Annotated in this window: 19 protein-coding genes; 6 read left to right on the forward strand and 13 right to left on the reverse strand. The window is 44.6% G+C overall.

Annotation, left to right across the window (positions count from 1 at the left end; all coding sequences use genetic code 11):
* Positions 1-140 precede the first annotated feature (140 nt).
* From lpxL to coaBC, 4 genes are read right to left on the reverse strand one after another with little or no spacing between them, the layout of a single operon-like run.
* Entirely contained in the window at positions 141-1,088 is a 948-nt protein-coding gene (gene lpxL, locus OCU46_RS00650) for an LpxL/LpxP family Kdo(2)-lipid IV(A) lauroyl/palmitoleoyl acyltransferase (protein ID WP_141272672.1), read from the reverse strand.
* Positions 1,089-1,105: 17 nt separating this feature from the next.
* Positions 1,106-1,696: a nucleoid occlusion factor SlmA gene (gene slmA / locus OCU46_RS00655; protein WP_141272674.1), complete on the reverse strand. Its 591-nt coding sequence runs from the start codon at positions 1,694-1,696 to the stop codon at positions 1,106-1,108.
* 53 nt (positions 1,697-1,749) lie between these two features.
* Positions 1,750-2,205: a dUTP diphosphatase gene (gene dut, locus OCU46_RS00660; RefSeq protein WP_141272676.1), complete on the reverse strand. Its 456-nt coding sequence runs from the start codon at positions 2,203-2,205 to the stop codon at positions 1,750-1,752.
* 10 nt (positions 2,206-2,215) lie between these two features.
* Positions 2,216-3,418: a bifunctional phosphopantothenoylcysteine decarboxylase/phosphopantothenate--cysteine ligase CoaBC gene (gene coaBC / locus OCU46_RS00665; protein WP_141272809.1), complete on the reverse strand. Its 1,203-nt coding sequence runs from the start codon at positions 3,416-3,418 to the stop codon at positions 2,216-2,218.
* 176 nt (positions 3,419-3,594) lie between these two features.
* Between coaBC and radC the strand changes: the two genes are divergently transcribed.
* On the forward strand, positions 3,595-4,269 hold the full coding sequence (radC, locus tag OCU46_RS00670; RefSeq protein ID WP_141272811.1) for a RadC family protein: 675 nt from the start codon (positions 3,595-3,597) through the stop codon (positions 4,267-4,269).
* An 18-nt stretch (positions 4,270-4,287) separates the two neighbouring features.
* Here radC and trmH read toward each other — a convergent pair whose 3' ends face one another.
* The 5 genes from trmH to OCU46_RS00695 all read right to left on the reverse strand — a co-directional run bounded on the left by trmH (position 4,288) and on the right by OCU46_RS00695 (position 9,675).
* Complete coding sequence (gene trmH, locus OCU46_RS00675; RefSeq protein WP_141272677.1) at positions 4,288-4,974, reverse strand: tRNA (guanosine(18)-2'-O)-methyltransferase TrmH; 687 nt, start codon at positions 4,972-4,974, stop codon at positions 4,288-4,290.
* Positions 4,975-4,976: 2 nt separating this feature from the next.
* Positions 4,977-7,097, reverse strand: a complete 2,121-nt coding sequence (gene spoT, locus OCU46_RS00680; protein ID WP_141272679.1) for a bifunctional GTP diphosphokinase/guanosine-3',5'-bis pyrophosphate 3'-pyrophosphohydrolase — start codon at positions 7,095-7,097, stop codon at positions 4,977-4,979.
* Positions 7,098-7,133: 36 nt separating this feature from the next.
* On the reverse strand, positions 7,134-7,406 hold the full coding sequence (gene rpoZ, locus OCU46_RS00685) for a DNA-directed RNA polymerase subunit omega (protein WP_017027279.1): 273 nt from the start codon (positions 7,404-7,406) through the stop codon (positions 7,134-7,136).
* Between the two features lie 59 nt (positions 7,407-7,465).
* A complete protein-coding gene (gene gmk / locus OCU46_RS00690; RefSeq protein ID WP_141272681.1) occupies positions 7,466-8,089 on the reverse strand; it encodes a guanylate kinase in 624 nt (207 codons plus the stop codon).
* A 719-nt stretch (positions 8,090-8,808) separates the two neighbouring features.
* Positions 8,809-9,675, reverse strand: coding sequence for a YicC/YloC family endoribonuclease (locus OCU46_RS00695; protein WP_017027283.1), 867 nt, complete (start codon positions 9,673-9,675; stop codon positions 8,809-8,811).
* A 188-nt stretch (positions 9,676-9,863) separates the two neighbouring features.
* Between OCU46_RS00695 and rph the strand changes: the two genes are divergently transcribed.
* Both rph and pyrE read left to right on the forward strand, forming a co-directional pair.
* On the forward strand, positions 9,864-10,580 hold the full coding sequence (gene rph / locus OCU46_RS00700) for a ribonuclease PH (protein WP_141272683.1): 717 nt from the start codon (positions 9,864-9,866) through the stop codon (positions 10,578-10,580).
* Positions 10,581-10,675: 95 nt separating this feature from the next.
* On the forward strand, positions 10,676-11,317 hold the full coding sequence (gene pyrE / locus OCU46_RS00705) for an orotate phosphoribosyltransferase (protein ID WP_017027285.1): 642 nt from the start codon (positions 10,676-10,678) through the stop codon (positions 11,315-11,317).
* A gap of 52 nt (positions 11,318-11,369) precedes the next feature.
* Here pyrE and OCU46_RS00710 read toward each other — a convergent pair whose 3' ends face one another.
* On the reverse strand, positions 11,370-12,296 hold the full coding sequence (locus tag OCU46_RS00710) for a D-2-hydroxyacid dehydrogenase (RefSeq protein WP_141272685.1): 927 nt from the start codon (positions 12,294-12,296) through the stop codon (positions 11,370-11,372).
* 79 nt (positions 12,297-12,375) lie between these two features.
* On the opposite strand from OCU46_RS00710, the gene OCU46_RS00715 reads away from it, so the two are divergent.
* Positions 12,376-12,963, forward strand: a complete 588-nt coding sequence (locus OCU46_RS00715; protein WP_141272687.1) for a YjaG family protein — start codon at positions 12,376-12,378, stop codon at positions 12,961-12,963.
* A 50-nt stretch (positions 12,964-13,013) separates the two neighbouring features.
* Here OCU46_RS00715 and OCU46_RS00720 read toward each other — a convergent pair whose 3' ends face one another.
* Positions 13,014-14,126 carry a CNNM domain-containing protein gene (locus OCU46_RS00720; protein ID WP_141272689.1) on the reverse strand — a complete coding sequence of 371 codons (1,113 nt, stop codon included), beginning with the start codon at positions 14,124-14,126 and terminating at the stop codon, positions 13,014-13,016.
* A gap of 256 nt (positions 14,127-14,382) precedes the next feature.
* On the opposite strand from OCU46_RS00720, the gene OCU46_RS00725 reads away from it, so the two are divergent.
* Together OCU46_RS00725 and OCU46_RS00730 are read left to right on the forward strand one after the other, a co-directional pair.
* Positions 14,383-14,655 (forward strand): HU family DNA-binding protein, encoded by a 273-nt coding sequence (locus OCU46_RS00725; RefSeq protein WP_017027289.1) that lies wholly within the window; start codon positions 14,383-14,385, stop codon positions 14,653-14,655.
* 40 nt (positions 14,656-14,695) lie between these two features.
* Positions 14,696-15,391 carry a DUF1481 domain-containing protein gene (locus OCU46_RS00730; protein WP_141272691.1) on the forward strand — a complete coding sequence of 232 codons (696 nt, stop codon included), beginning with the start codon at positions 14,696-14,698 and terminating at the stop codon, positions 15,389-15,391.
* Between the two features lie 17 nt (positions 15,392-15,408).
* Here OCU46_RS00730 and OCU46_RS00735 read toward each other — a convergent pair whose 3' ends face one another.
* Both OCU46_RS00735 and OCU46_RS00740 read right to left on the reverse strand, forming a co-directional pair.
* Positions 15,409-15,756 (reverse strand): helix-turn-helix transcriptional regulator, encoded by a 348-nt coding sequence (locus OCU46_RS00735; protein WP_141272693.1) that lies wholly within the window; start codon positions 15,754-15,756, stop codon positions 15,409-15,411.
* A 126-nt stretch (positions 15,757-15,882) separates the two neighbouring features.
* On the reverse strand, positions 15,883-16,701 hold the full coding sequence (locus OCU46_RS00740; protein ID WP_244311449.1) for a helix-turn-helix domain-containing protein: 819 nt from the start codon (positions 16,699-16,701) through the stop codon (positions 15,883-15,885).
* Positions 16,702-16,791: the final 90 nt, after the last annotated feature.

Raw genomic sequence — 16,791 nt, forward strand, 5'->3', positions numbered from 1 at the left:
AATAAGCCACGGAATTATGGGCAAATTCAAATGGAGTAGTATGAATCATCACTAATAGCGAGGCATTGTAAGTGAAGCCTAATGTGCTCACTACCAGTGATTGTGCAGCTCTTAAATACGATTAATACATTGAGCTTGTGTTATTTCTTGTATCGATAGCCTTTCGGTAGGCTTTCATCTTTCATTGTCTTGTAACGCTTGTGTACCCACATCCATTGATCAACTTGACGTAAGATGACTTGCTCGTAAGCTTGATTCATTAACGTAGCACCCGCTTCAAGATCTTTCTTGGGGAAACCTTCATGAATTGAATCTGCAAGGTTCAATTCATAGTGCCCCTTGTCGTCTCTAAAGCCTGTTACAGGGATCATGGCGCAATTGGTTAGACTGAATAGCATATTGGCTCCAGTCGTTGTACAAGCGTCTTTTACAGCAAAGAAGGGGACGAATACAGACTTATTTCGACCATAGTCATGATCGCCTAAGTAAAATAGACGTTCGCCACGCTTTAGTACACGAATCATCTCTTTTACATTCTTGCGGTCGACTAGGGTATTGCCGTTGTGAGTCCTTCCCCAATATTGGATAAAGTCATAGGCGGGATTGTTATTTGGACGATATACGCCGCTACCTGGATAGCCTAATACAGCAAAAGCGCGGGCACTGATTTCTAGGTTTAAAGTATGCGGGTGACACAGCAGTACACCACGCCCTTCATCTTCAAAATCAATTGCTTGCTGCAAGTTAACCGTGCGTATGCGGCGCTTGAGTCGCCAAGTTGGCCAGAACCAAGTTATGCCCATTTCAATAAAGGCGAGCCCAGTATTCTTTATATTCTCTTCTACAATACGCTCAACATCTTCAGCCGTTTTGTCTGGAAAGGCGAGTTCAATATTACGCCTTGCAACCTTAACTCGGCTTTTTGCCAGTTTGCTTGAGTATTTACCAAACGCGCGTCCCAATTTATAAAGAACGGCATAAGGAAGCAGATTTACAAGTAGGGCTAAAACACCAAAACTAATCCAAACACCCCAGTATTTAGGGTGGAGCAATTTGAATGAAAACTTAGGCGGAGCGTATTTATTCATGATCCTCTTCCAGGATATTAAGCTAGTTGCTGACTTAACAGTGTCCAATACTCGTCAAAATCAGCGGATGGTTTAATTTCAAAGTCACTGCGTACAAAGCGATTTAAGCGACCCTCAACGTAACTGAGCACGATAGCAGCTAGGACTTTCTCATCCACAGCAAAGCCTTTGCCTTCGCGCAGCATTCTTTCTCTTAGAATTTGCTTAAGTTGGCTTTCGATTTTACCAAAAAGCTGGTTGATGCGTTCTCTAAGTCTTTCATTTTCAAACATTAGCGCATGACCGGAAAGGATGCGAGAGAGACCCTTGTTATGCTCGGCAAAAAGAAGAATGAATCGCAGCACTTCATGCAATCGATTCATGGTGTCCTTTTCTTGGTCCATGATCTGGTTAATACGAGCTAAAACTGATTGTTCTATAAACTCGATTAACCCTTCAAACATGCGAGCTTTACTTGGGAAGTGTCGATAGAGAGCTGCCTCTGATACGCCCACTTGTTGCGCTAATTTAGCAGTAGTAATTCTGGAAGTACCATCGCTGGATTCCAACATCAAAGCAAGTGCTTGTAAAATCTCGTCGCGACGATTTGAACTACGTTTGCCTGTCATTAATCACGTCCTTTTTCTGTCTATTCTTTGACTGTAGTAATTACGTTAGGGTGTTAGTTTTTACCAGAATGACCAAAGCCACCTTCACCTCTATTAGAGGCATCAAAGTCTTCAACCAAGTTAAACTCGGCCTGTACCACAGGAACAAAAACTAACTGAGCGATGCGATCCCCTGGTTCTATGGTAAAGGTATCTTGTCCACGGTTCCAAACAGAGACCATCAATTGCCCTTGGTAGTCTGAATCAATTAAGCCAACGAGGTTGCCCAATACTATGCCGTGTTTATGTCCAAGACCTGAACGAGGCAGAATAGTCGCCGCTAGGCTTGGGTCGCCTATATGAATCGCTAGTCCAGTCGGCACAAGGTGGGTTTGGCCTGGGGTGACAATTAAAGCCTCATCTAGGCAGGCGCGAAGGTCTAAACCTGCTGAGCCTTCAGTAGCGTATTGAGGTAATGGGAATTGCTTGCCAATACGAGAGTCTAGGATCTTTAAATCGATTTTTTTCATTGCTTGATGCTTATTGAGTAAGTTCGTTAATCTGCTCTAGTATGCTTTGAGCTAATGCTTGTTTGCTCGCTAGAGGGAAATTCTTTTGGCCGTTTGGCCAGTATAAATTCAACGCATTGTCGTTTGAGTTGAAGCCGATACCTGCTTGAGAAACATCATTGGCACAGATGAGGTCGAGGTTCTTTCTCGATAGCTTATCCATTGCATATTTCTCAACATCTTGCGTTTCAGCGGCAAAACCTACGGTGAATGGTCTGTTTTGCTTAAGGCTAGCAACACCCGCAATAATATCGGGATTCTTCACCATACGAACGACAAGCTCATCACTGCCATCGACTTTTTTCATCTTCTGGTCGGCGATCTCAGCAGGTCGATAATCTGCCACCGCAGCACAACCGATAAACACATCGCTCAGAGGAGCTTGTTCCATAGCAGCGTGATGCATTTCTTCTGCGCTCAATACATTAACGCGCGTTACATTAGCGGGTGTCGCTAGATTTACAGGGCCACTGATTAGCGTCACCTCTGCACCTAATCTGGCTGCTTGCTCTGCCAATGCATAACCCATCTTTCCTGAGCTGTGATTAGAGATAAATCGCACAGGATCAATGGCCTCTTGAGTTGGTCCAGCGGTAATTGCAATCTTCTTACCTTGCAATAGTTTAGGCTGAAATTGAGCAATGCATCGCTCAACCAACTGCATTGGCTCTAACATTCGACCTGCACCAATATCCCCACAGGCTTGTTCGCCAGAAGCTGGACCCCAGATGGTCATTCCTCGGCGTTGTAGTGTGGCGATATTCTCTTGCGTCGCAACGTTCTTGTACATCTGCTGATTCATCGCTGGAGCAACAGCAACTGGCGCATCAGTGGCTAACACCACTGTTGTCAGTAGGTCATTACCCATACCAGCAGCCATACGTGCAATAAGGTCTGCGGTTGCAGGAGCAAGTAGTACCAAATCGGCCCATTTTGCAATTTCGATATGCCCCATAGACGCTTCTGCAGCTGGGTCTAATAAGCTTTCAGATACAGGCTGCCCCGAGACGGCTTGCATGGTCAATGGTGTGATAAATTCTTTGGCTGCTTTGGTCATGACAACTTTGACCTGAGCGCCTCGTTCAGACAAGCGTCGAGTCAATTCAGCACATTTGTAGGCTGCGATACCACCGCTGATACCGAGAACTATTTTTTTCCCTTCAAGAGGTTGCATGCTCATTTTCTCAATTAAATTAATAAGGTAACCATACCATATATTGGGCTGGAGTTAGAGTTTGACAAGTCGACTGATTGCTTGCGATTTGGATGCAATTTTTGTTTTGCCTCACTCTCGGTATGGCGATTTTGCATCAATACTTCAACGCTAACCATGATCAGCAAGGGGATGAGATGACATTAAAAGCACTGCCTAAAGAGTCGCTTCCTCGAGAAAAGCTAATCAACCATGGTCCGAGCTCGTTAACAGATGCTGAATTGCTGGCTATTTTCTTGCGAACTGGATGCCCGGGGATGAATGTCTTAGAACTGGCCGATCACTTGTTAAAGTCCTTTGGTTCATTACGGCACATATTAACCGCACCTCAAGATAAGTTTTGCCAGCACAGAGGACTAGGGCAGGCCAAATATGTGCAATTGCAGGCCTTTATTGAAATGACCCAGCGCTATCTGGCCGAGACTCTAGAAAAGGGTGACGCACTGACTAGCCCCCAACAGACAAAGCTGTTTTTGCTGAGTTTATTGCGCGATAAACAACGTGAGGTTTTTTATGTGTTGTTCCTCGATAATCAGCATCGAATCATTAATCATGAAAGCCTGTTTGAAGGTACTATAGATGCGGCGAACGTTTACCCTAGAGAGGTGGTTAAACGCTCACTGCAACACAATGCCTGTGCTTTGATTCTCGCACACAATCATCCTTCGGGTGTTGCTGAGCCTAGTCAGGCCGATAAACGCATAACGCGTCGTTTAATCGATGCACTTGCGCTGGTGGATATTCAAATACTGGATCATTTTGTCGTCGGGGATGGCGAAGTAGTGTCGTTTGCAGAGAGAGGATGGATGTAGCCAAGCTACACCGCTGAACTATCGACGCTGCATCTCTGCCCACCAATTTGAGTCAGCGACAATTTGCCCTGCATCATCAAGCTCAGGATAAGGTAGACCTTTCCTTTTTGCGACCTTGGCTAGCACAGGATGACCGCGTTCAAACAGTGTCCTATGAATAATGCTGTCGGAGAGTGGTTGGGGTGGGTTGTTGTACATATCTTTGTTTTGGCGCTGACGCTGAGCCTCGAATAAGATCAATGCGCTTGCCACTGAAACATTCAGGGACTGCACCATTCCTACCATAGGAACAATGATGTCTTGGTCGGCCATCTCTACAGCCATTTTACTGGTTCCGTCTTTTTCGCCACCGAGGACGATAGCAGTCGGTTTGGTGTAATCGACTTCTCGGAAATCGACAGCGGTATCTGACAGGTTAGTCACAAGGATTTGCATCCCTTGTGCTTTTAGCGTTTGGTAAGCTTGTTCTGTGGTGTCGTGCGTCTCTACTTCCACCCAGTTGCGGGCACCGGCGGAAGTGTGGCTCAAGGTACGCATTTTTTCGTTGGGCCAAACAGCATGTATCTTATGCAACCCAACCGCATCTGCAGTTCTTATCACTGCAGATACGTTGTTGGGTTTGTGCACTTCCTCTAAGCAGAGGGTTAAATCCGGCTGTCGAGCTTTAAGAACGGAAACAATTTTTTGATAACGTTCTGGACTCATTTTTACCTACGACGACGACGAACTTTAAGCGCATGTGGCATCACTCGAATTTTCTTCATGATGCCAGCAAGGTGAACCCTGTCCTTAGTAGTTAAGGCAACGGTCACTGTGTACAAACGGCCATCTTTTTCTTCAGTAGAAATACCATGGATGTTCGACCCAGTGCGAGAGATAACATTGGTTAACTCTGCAAGTGCACCTTGGCTGTTTTGCATATCAATCTGTAGCTCGGTAATGAACTCTTGCTCGTGGTTCTCTGACCATTCAACTGCCATGTACTTATCAGGTTCTTTCTGATAACCACGGATATTTGGACAGGTTTCTCTATGGATAACCAAGCCTCTACCCGGGGATACGTGTGCCAAGATATGGTCACCAGGAATTGGGTGACAACAGTTAGCATAAGTCAGAAGAATTCCGTCTGCGCCCTTGATAGAAAGTTTCTTATCTGAGCGTGGCTCTACAGAACTAGTCTCGGTAAGCAAATCAGCATCACCTAACAGTCTGCGTGCAATGATGATACTCATCAGTTCGCCTAGACCGATAGCCGCTAGCATATCGTCCACTGACTCTAGTTTGAGGTCACTAAGCACCTGAGCGATATTCTCAGGGTAGATAGTATCGATAGAGTGGCGACCTAAAGCGTGATTCAACAAGCGACGGCCCAGTGCAATAGACTCTTCACGGCGCATGGTTTTAAGAACCTGACGGATCTTAGTGCGAGCACGAGAAGTTACTACATAGTTAAGCCAAGCCGCGTTAGGTCTTGCCCCAGGTGCACTGATGATTTCGATCGTTTGACCGTTCTTCAGGGATTTACTCAGAGGGTATGGATTTCTGTCAACGCGCGCACCCACACAGGTATTTCCTACATCGGTATGCACGGCATAAGCAAAGTCGACAGCAGTCGCGCCTACAGGAAGCTCTACGATGCGACCTTTAGGTGTGAACACGTAGATTTCATCTGGGAACAGGTCAGACTTAACGTTCTCGATGAACTCAAAAGAGTTACCGGCGCTTTGCTGAAGTTCAAGTAGACTCTGCATCCAGCGCTGAGCTTTAATTTGAGCAGTAGTACCAGAGCGTTGGCCATTATTTTTGTATGACCAGTGTGCGGCAACACCCTTGTCCGCCATTTGATCCATGTCTTCAGTACGAATCTGTACTTCAACAGGAACACCGTGAGGACCAACCATTGAGGTGTGTAGCGATTGATAGCCGTTGGCTTTTGGTACCGCAATGTAGTCTTTCATTCGGCCAGGACGAGGCTTATACAAGCTGTGTGCTTGGCCTAGTACTCGGTAGCAGGTGTCGGCACTATCAACAATCACTCGGAACGCGTAAATATCCATAATGGTATGGAAACGCTGTTCCTTGGTCTTCATCTTGTTGTAGATAGAGTAAAGGTTCTTCTCGCGACCTAAGACCTTAAATTGGATACCGCACTCATCCAAGCGTCCCTCGATTTCAGAGTGAATGCGTTGGATCATTTCCTTACGGTTACCACGAGCGGTTTTCACCACTTCTTTCAAAACGCGATAACGGTTTGGATAGAGCGCCTCAAAGCCAAGCTCTTCAAGCTCAGTCTTGATGTTGTGGATACCCAATCTATGAGCCAGTGGTGAGTAGATCTCTAGAGTTTCACGAGCAATGCGACGACGTTTATCTGGGCGAAGCGCGCCAAGCGTACGCATGTTGTGCGTGCGGTCAGAAAGCTTAATCAAGATAACGCGAATATCCTGAACCATAGCTAGAACCATCTTACGGAAGTTTTCCGCTTGAGCTTCTTTACGGTCTCGGAATTTTAGCTTGTCGAGTTTCGAAACACCATCAACGAGTTCAGCTACCGCGGTACCAAATAGATCTTCTAATTCTTCTTTGGTGACTTCGGTATCTTCAATAACATCATGAAGAAGTGCTGCTTGGAGGGTTTCAAGATCGAGGCGCATTTCTGCAAGGATTCTTGCAACGGCCACTGGGTGGATAATGTAAGGTTCGCCACTAGAGCGCGTTTGCCCTTCGTGTGCTTCTTTTGCTACCGAATAAGAATGACGTAGAGCCTCAACTTGAGGCTCTGTTAAATATTCTTTGGCAACATCTTTAAGGCTATCAAATAGATACAAATTACGGGCCCAAAAGGTTACGAGGTGTTGTGCAGATTAGCGAGTGTGAGCGATGCTGCTTACTGCTGCTAATTCTGCTGCTTCCTGCTCTTGTTGTTCTTGACGATCTTTAGCGTCCAAGATTTCCTTAGTAATCAAACCTTCTTCGATTTCGCGAAGAGCGATTACTGTTTGCTTATCGTTCTCTTCTGGCACAAGTGCATCTTTACCGCCAGTTTGCATTTGACGTGCGCGACGAGCAGAAATTAGAACAAGGTCGAAACGGTTACCAACTTTTTCAACAGCATCTTGTACAGTTACGCGTGCCATGAGGACTCCAATTACTAAATTACTATTTTAAATGACGGGAAATTATACAGCTTTCTAGATTACTCTGCTAGTAAAGCTGATAGCATTCCACTGTATTTTGCTGTTTGTTTGTCTTGTTTAAGGCGTTCTGCACGCAGAATGGCTCTAAAATCCATCAAAGCAGCGTCGAAATCGTCATTAACTATGATGTAGTCATATTCATCATAGTGTGACATTTCCGATTTCGCCTCACTCATTCGCTTAGCGATAATTTCTGAACTGTCTTGACCGCGCACATTTAGGCGGCGCTCAAGCTCACCATTCGATGGTGGAAGAATAAAGACGCTTTTCGCGTGTGGCATCTGTGAGCGAATCTGACGAGCACCCTGCCAGTCAATATCCAAGAACACATCAATGCCTCTTTCTAGGTTCTCTTCAATCCAAACACGAGACGTACCGTAGTAGTTACCAAATACTTCAGCGTGTTCTAAAAAGACACCTTGCTCTATCAATGTTTCAAATTCATTGCGCTCAACAAAATGATAGTGAACACCATCTTCTTCACCAGGGCGAGCTCCGCGCGTGGTGTGAGAAACAGAAACCTTCATTGCGTACACCGGGTTTTTTTCCAGCATAGCTGATATCAGGCTAGATTTGCCCGCTCCGCTAGGTGCAGAAACGATATATAGGGTGCCTTTTCCCATTCGTAGAGCTCCGAAATAGTGATGAACAGTGTTATTGAATAAGCATCAATAAAGATAGCACTAGAGTTAACATCTCGATAACCCTAGAAAAATGGTTGCGAAGGATAGCACGGAAAAACGCCAGATCACAACTGCGAATAATATTCAGAACGATAGCCTGTAAGATTCAATGTGGCTAACGGAGAGAATCTGGAACCTAGCTCCAAACGAATCAAACCTGCAAATATCCCGTGATTCATACACTAACAAGCAAATCGCTTTAGCGTCTTAGGTCGAGTATGAAAAAACGGTTTAGTCTGTTGTTGGTGTTTGTGTTGTCAATTGGTTTGAAGGAATCGCGAATTTGCCAAATTTGTATTTAATGGAGGGTTATCTCACATCCTGATAAGGAACCTGACTGTTGAAAATAAAAAAAATCTATTTACGCCCTAAAACTGCATTTTTTTATAGAGCTTTTGTCATTCTACTTGTGGCGTGGTCATCCTATGTGGCGATAGATCTTCTTGCGAATGACTTTGGGCAACCTCAGACAACTAGAACCGGTGTCGAGATTAATTTTTATAACTATCTATTTCGCTATCTGGTTATAGCTGGTGTTGGAATATATACGCTTTTATTCGTTGTTCGAACGAAGAATCATTAGCAACAATGAGTTGTATTATCTCGCATAAAAAAGGCCCATAAATGGGCCTTAAAGATATTGAGTGACTTAAAGTCGACTACTCAATATTCTGAATCTGCTCGCGCATTTGCTCAATCAGAACTTTAAGTTCAACACCAGAAGCGGTGATGTCTGTGCTGATAGATTTAGAGGCTAGGGTGTTCGACTCACGGTTGAACTCTTGCATCATGAAGTCTAGACGGCGGCCAACAGCACCACCTTTTTTCATTATGCTGGTGGTTTCTTTTACGTGAGAGTCTAGGCGGTCTAGTTCTTCTGCAACGTCAGATTTTTGAGCCAATACAATAAGCTCTTGCTCTACGCGAGATGAATCTAGCTCGATAGACGCTTCTTCAAACTTGCTTAGTAGGCGGTCACGTTGCCACTGTAGAATTTCTGGCATGCGCGCACGTACACGAACCACTTCTGCTGTGATCGCTTCTAGACGCTGATCGATCAGAGCCTTCATGTTTTCGCCTTCACTTGCACGTGCTTCGATGAAGTCAGCAATTGCACCCTCAAAGCCAGCCAGTAGGTCTTTGTTTACTGTGTCCATGTCTTGCTCAGGTGTTTCCATCACACCCTGCCACTGCATTACTTGGAATGGGTTAATGCGGCTGGTTTCGCCTGTCATTGCCATTACTTGGTTTGCCGCGTTGATAACCTGCTTTGCTAGGTCTTCGTTGATGGTTAGCTCACCCTTAGCACTTGGGTTTGCTTCAAAGCGTAGGTGACATTCTACTTTACCGCGTGCTAAGCGCTTACGAAAACGCTCGCGAAGGATTGGCTCTAAGCCACGGAACTGTTCAGGCAAGCGGAAATAGGTTTCTAGGTAACGTTGGTTAACTGAGCGAATTTCCCATACTGCGTTGCCCCAGTCGCCTTTAACTTCTTTGCGCGCGTAAGCGGTCATGCTGTAAATCATTAAAATACCTTTATTCATCACATAGGTGTGCGTCTATATTGCGGGCAATCTTAGCACATATCCGCACTTCTTCGCACAAAACCGCGCTTGTTGATACAAAAGCAAGCTTCCCGGTATGGTCGCATCCTGTTGCATGATCCTATATAATCTCGACCCAATCCCATACCCAATTATTCAGGTGACTCTCAATGCGTCCAAACGATCGTGCAGTAGATCAGGTTCGTCCTATTAAAATGACTCGCAACTATACCGCTTATGCAGAAGGTTCTGTATTAGTGGAGTTTGGTAATACCAAGGTATTGTGTAACGCCTCTGTAGAAGAGAATGTTCCGCGTTGGTTGAAAGGCAAAGGAAAAGGTTGGGTAACAGCAGAATACGGCATGCTACCTCGCGCAACGCATACGCGTAACCGTCGTGAAGCAGCAAGTGGTAAGCAGGGTGGCCGTACAATGGAAATCCAACGTCTTATCGCACGTAGCCTTCGTGCTGTTGTTGACTTAGAAGCAATGGGCGAGATCATGGTCACTGTTGACTGTGATGTCATTCAGGCTGATGGCGGAACTCGCACGGCATCTATCTCAGGTGCAAGTGTTGCTATGGCTGATGCGTTCCAAAAGCTAGTAGCACAAGGCAAACTAAAAGCTAACCCTATGAAGGGTCACGTATCTGCCGTTTCAGTAGGTATCGTTGATGGTCAAGGCCTGTGTGATTTAGAATATGTTGAAGATTCAGCTGCTGATACAGACATGAACGTTGTCATGACTGAAGAAGGTAAAATGATTGAGGTTCAGGGCACCGCAGAAGGCGAACCGTTCTCTCATGAAGAATTGATGGAGTTGCTGTCTCTGGCTCAAAAGGGCATTGCAGACATCATCGAAGTGCAGAAGGCTGCACTGGCAGAATAGTTTTTAAATAGCTCCTTTCGGGGCTATTTTTTTGTCTCCGAAAGGGGATATATTTATAAATGAAAATGATTTAATAGTAATAAAGAGAGAGAAGAATGAAAGCATACCAGCGTGAATTTATTGAGTTTGCACTTGAGAAACAGGTTCTTAAGTTTGGTGAGTTTACTCTGAAGTCTGGCCGCACTAGCCCTTACTTCTTTAACGCTGGCCTGTTCAATACTGGTCGTGATTTGGCGCGCCTAGGTCGTTTTTATGCAGCTGCACTTGCGGATTCTGGCATTGATTATGATGTGCTATTTGGCCCTGCGTACAAGGGTATTCCAATCGCTACAACGACAGCAGTAGCACTAGCTGACCATCACGATACAGATAAGCCATACTGCTTTAACCGTAAAGAAGCAAAAGATCACGGTGAAGGTGGCAACCTAGTAGGTAGCCCACTAGAAGGCCGTATCATGCTGGTGGACGACGTGATTACCGCGGGTACAGCAATCCGTGAATCAATGGAAATCATCCAAGCAAACGGTGCAGATCTAGCAGGCGTTTTGGTTGCTATTGACCGCCAAGAAAAAGGTAAGGGTGAGCTGTCAGCAATCCAAGAGGTTGAACGTGATTTCGGTTGTTCTATCATTTCGATTGTTAGCCTGACTGACCTAATCACTTTTCTTGAAGAGAAAGGTGACAATGCTGAACAGCTTGAGTCAGTAAAAGCTTACCGCGCTCAATACGGCATCTAATCGAGCCATAAGTTAAAGTCTAAAACGCCACTCTCGAGTGGCGTTTTTTGTTTTAGTAGCCTTTATCAAAGTCGACGATAGCCTTCAGAGGTTCTTCATTTAACCAACGCTGATAGTTATCTTTAAAAAGCCCCATCACCTGATTTGGGAAGCTGTGCGCCGCAATGTGGGGTGTAACAGTCACCTTCGGGTTTTGCCAGTAGGGGCATTGCTGAGAGATAGGCTCATTGATAAACACATCCAAATACGCGTGCTCAAGGTAACCATCCTCTAAAGTGCTAAGTAGCCCTTCTGTTTCAATGGCATCACCCCGGCCGACGTTAAATAACAGTGCCTGCTTGCAATGGCTCAAACTCTGCTTGTTGAGCACACCCTTAGTCTGTGCAGTCTTAGGCAATACGGACACAACAATATCTGCCAAACTTAATGCATGGTTAAGCTCTGATATCGGAAAGACAGAATCAAACTGACTATTATCAGGAGCATTACCGCTAGAGTTCACACCAACAGTGGTTAGGCCAAATGCTTTTGCTACGTTGGAAAGATGGGCTCCAATAGAGCCAGTCCCTAGGATTACTATGGTTTTTTCGTTCAAGCAAGCGTATGGGTAAGGTTGCCACACTTGCTCAGCTTGCTGTTGTTTATAGGTAGCAAAGTGACGAAAGTATGCAATGGAGTAGCTTAAAACATATTCACTGATTGGCTGCCCGAAGATACCTTTAACGTTAGTGAGTTGATAATCACTGCGTGGTGCAGGCTGAGTTAACGCATCCACACCGGCGTAGATGGACTGCACCCATTCAAGGTTCGGGAAATCGTTAATTATTTCAGACGCCATCGGTGGGGAAGCAAGTAGAATATTCGCCAGCGATGGATCTTCGGTAATCTCAAGTTGTGGCAAATCGGCACTTTTTAGCAGTTCTAGGTACTCTTGCTTGTTTTTAGACAATACATATAGGTATTGAGTGGCAGTTTTCATTGAAAGCGCGTCCCTGTTTCTTTGTTATTTGGGTGTTATCAAGTACACTTTTGCTGTTTTCCCACAATTGTGAGTCGTTATGTTACAGAATCCTCTTCAGGTTCGTATTGATAAGCTAGAACCTTGGCAACAAATCACTTTTATGGTCAGTTTGTGTGAACGTATGTATCCAAACTATGCCATGTTTTGTCAGACAACGGAATTTGCCGAGGCACGAATCTACCGAGATATTCTCGATAGCATTTGGGAGCTACTTACAGTTAAGAGCGCAAAGGTAAACTTTGAACGTCAACTAGAGAAGCTAGAAGAGCTAGTCCCTAACTCAGAAGAGTTCGATTTCTACGGCGTTTACCCTGCCATTGATGCTTGCATGGGATTGGCTGAGCTACTCCACTCTCTGCTTGATCGTGACCTATTACCTGAGTCAGTACAGAAAATTAGCCAGAACTCGGTAATGACAGTGGCCGATCTTGAAGTTGCTCAGGGCAGTGAAGAGATCACCAACGACAACCAGAAAGAAAATGAAGCTGTGTGCGATGAGTGGGATGTGCAGTGGGCTATCTTCCGCCCTCTACGTGAATGCACAGAGCGCGATGTAGACTTGATTAAAGATTTACGTGCTGAACTTCGCGAAGAAAGCGTCAGCAACATTGGCGTTCAGTTATAAACTGATGGCCCAGTTAACAAAACGGGAGCCCTATGGCTCCCGTTTTTTATTTATTTTTCTGTAGGCTCAGCCGGTGGCTGCTTCTCCTCAGCTTTTGCTTTTTCAATAGGTTCTTCATCGGTATTGATGATTACGCCTTTTTTCTTGGTCCACTGCTCCCAACGCTCCTGAGCCAGTACTTGCATATCGCGGTTTTTATCTGCTTCGTCGACGATTTGCTTTCCTAATAGAAACTCAAAGATATCTTCAAGGGTTACTATGCCTTGCACTGTACCGTATTCATCGACAACCAAAGAGATATGCAGCCTTTGAGCTAGCATGTTCGCAAATACCTTAGGCAGGGCGCTATTGTTCAAGAATACGTGAATAGGGCGCATTACGCTGCCAAGAGCCTCTGTGCCTCTGCCCTTCTGTTGTAGCTTAAACAGCTCCAATCGGTGTACAAAGCCGCAGATATTGTCTTTTTGCTCTATATAAACCAGTGGGCGCGAGAAAGGCGTATCGTGGTGGGTTGCCAAGAACTCATTAATAGAGAGTGCTGCATCAACACGAAATACCACAGGTCGCGGTGTCATTGCCTTAGTTACCGGTACATTTGGCAAATTCAGTAGGTTGTTAAGGATTCGAATTTCATCCTCACCAAACTCATCTGAATCCTTCGCTAGGATAGCCATCGCTGAGATCTCGTCACGTAGCTTTGGCTCTACGTTGCCACGAGATAGACGCTTGGTTATCTGCTCAGAGAACCAAACGAAAGGTCGCAACATCCATACCATCCAATTTAGTACTCCTGCAGAAGCGGGTGCTAGTTGGCGCCAGTAGGTCGCACCAATAGTCTTTGGCACAATCTCTGACAGAATCAGAATGCCAAGCGTAAGCACTGCAGAAAATACACCTAGCCATTGGCTTCCAAATACCACAGACGCTTGTGCACCTGCGCTAGCTGCGCCGATGGTGTGAGCGATAGTATTTAGCGTCAGAATCGAAGCCAGTGGACGATCGATATCAGACTTAAGCTTACTTAGCTTGTCGGCAGCAGGGTGTCCTTGCTGTCGTAGCTGAGCAATATAGCTTGGTGAAATACTCAAAAGCACAGCTTCTAAAACTGAGCAAATGAACGAGACTCCGATAGCAACGGAGACATAGATTGTAAGAAGTAACATGGTACCCTAGTGAATTGTTTATGAAACAAGCGGATTATGACAGTCATTTTCAGTAAATGATAGCCTGCTGAATAGGTTGAAAGTGTTGAAAATACAAGCATCAACCCCTTCAGATTAGGTCAATTTGTGAGTTGAATTGCAGAATGAGCTAAAAAATGTTCGCTTGAACCTAAAGAACGCCCGCAACCCTTTGCCAGATGGGGGCTTTATGATTTAGAGTGACCTTGTTTTCAAACACTTTAGAAGGGAAACCCCAATGAACAAGACCCAATTAATCGATGCAATTGCTGAAAAAGCGGATCTATCAAAAGCACAAGCAAAAGCAGCTCTTGAAGCTACTCTTGAAGGCGTAACCGATGCTCTTAAAGAGGGCGACCAAGTTCAACTAATTGGTTTTGGCACATTTAAAGTATCTCACCGTAATGCACGCACTGGTCGTAACCCTAAGACTGGTGAAGAGATTCAAATTGCAGCTGCAAATGTTCCTGCATTTACTGCTGGTAAAGCACTGAAAGATTCAGTTAATTAATGTAAAATACGCCGAGTGACATCGCTCGGCGTATTTTTTTATGAAACACTTCATTGCTTCTGCTTTAGCTATTCTAACCCTAGCGGGTTGTTCTTCTGCTACGACTCCTCTACGTCAATCTGCCCAGATTACTGAATATTCGGGTGGCGAAATTGATGACACAAAAACCTCTCTATTTTGGCTCACTGAGCGTTTTGATTCGCCAGAATCAAGCTCTGATGACGTGATTTTCAAAGATAACACTTGGTACAAAAGTAATTACACTTGGGATAGCGACAACCTTCGAGAAATATCTCGCACAGGTGAAAGGCTATCTAGCTCTGGTGATCTAGTTCCTTTTCAAATGACTTTGCGCTTCAGTGGTACTGGAGAAGCGGTTTATCAAAGATTGCGAATCAATGGCAAGGTTATGCCTATGCGTAAGCAACAAATTGATGATGTTAAGCAACAGGCAAGTGATTTGATAGCCAAAGGGAAAGACCAGCACAAACAGGGGTTAGAGCTGATACAAGGCTATTGGGAAGAAGGTGAATTTGTTACTTGTGAAGGAAAGACATTCACCAGTATCGAGTTCAACGAACAATTGCCATCATTCGTCATTGAACGATTAATTGACGAAGACCACTTTGCAGCATTTATCGGTGAGTACAAAGCCAAGAAAATTGTCGTTGATAAAATGCTAATGCTCAAGAACGGCGGTTATGAATGCATTGAGCGACCGTCCTTGCAAAGCTAACGATTCAGGCTAGAGAATTAATAGACTGGTTGAAGCTTCTGTATATTGATGTGCTTAGTTCTATACGCCATTGGTGTCATGCCTGTCTGTTTTTTGAAGACTCGGCAGAAATAAGTGTCATCTAAAAAGCCAGATTCTACCGCTATTGTCGCTACCTTATAATGCCTTCTATTCACCAATAGATTTTTGGCGCGCTCGACTCTTTTAAACATCACATACTGTTGATAGGACATCCCTAAATTATTTCGAAATAGCTTTGGGAGATAAAACACTGAGCAGTCGCACGCTTCAGCTACAGATTCTGCGGTTAAAGCTGCTGTGAAGTGTTGGTTTACATAGTCCACTGCTTTTTCGATCTTGGTCATAGTCCCTTTCCTTGTATGGTAGATGAACCAAGGTAATGGAGTTGGAAAGGGCAGGCTATTCGATATTTTTTGATATGTGCAAAAATGAAATATATTGCACTAATTTGCAATAAAATTGAGACGGGTTTAAATCGCTTCGTTCAGAATCTGTGCTTCTTCGCTTTTGTTGAGTTCATATCTTAAAAGTCGAAAATCATAGGCATCATTGTCGAGCATATTCCTAACAAAGGCGTTGTGATAGAGGTGACCAATGGTTGTTTCGTAGATAGCGCCATTCTCAAACAAGATCTCTGGTTCTATATATAGATCCCTAAACAATAGAGATAGGCTAGCTTCGTGGACAGGGGCTTTGAATATCGTACCTGAAGGTAGCGTAGCGATGTACTCATGCACATGCTTCCAAATGAACAGATTTATCGCAGATAGGCTGACGATCGTTAGTTTGTTGTCTGATTTCTCATAGACATAGGCTGAGACAATAGCCCCTTGATGATAGAAAATTCGTACCCATGGATCGCTAACATTGAGCAAGTTCATTAGCTCATCTAGGCTAATTGAGTCTTGCAGAATGTGTGAGTGAGAACTTTGCACCCAGTCTCTCTGGTAGTCAGTCAATCGAGAGTATTTAACAGCAACTTCGTCAGTAACAGGATAGTCGAAGAATGTATTCTGCTTCTCAATCAGCATCTGATTGCTTTTTGCCCGATTAATGAGTGGCAGTTCTGCAGGGGCGTATTCGTAATCAACGTAGAAAAAATGTGCGAGACCTACACGACGCAGTATTGATGGTGTTACTTTGCCATGTTCCCATAAGCTAATCATTGATTGAGTGACGTTAGCAAATACACGATGTTGTTCACTGAGTTGATTGGCAAGTTCTCCTTGGGATAGGCCTGCTTCTACTCTTAGATATCTAAGTCGCTCGTGAAAGTTTTGCTTGTTCATGATTATTGATAACGCTTGAGGTAGGTATTCGTAAAACTGGTAAGACCATTATACCATTTTGGTCTTCAATGAAATAGAAAGAAACCTTTA

The sequence above is a fragment of the Vibrio comitans genome (assembly GCA_024346835.1).
Taxonomy (GTDB): domain Bacteria; phylum Pseudomonadota; class Gammaproteobacteria; order Enterobacterales; family Vibrionaceae; genus Vibrio; species Vibrio comitans.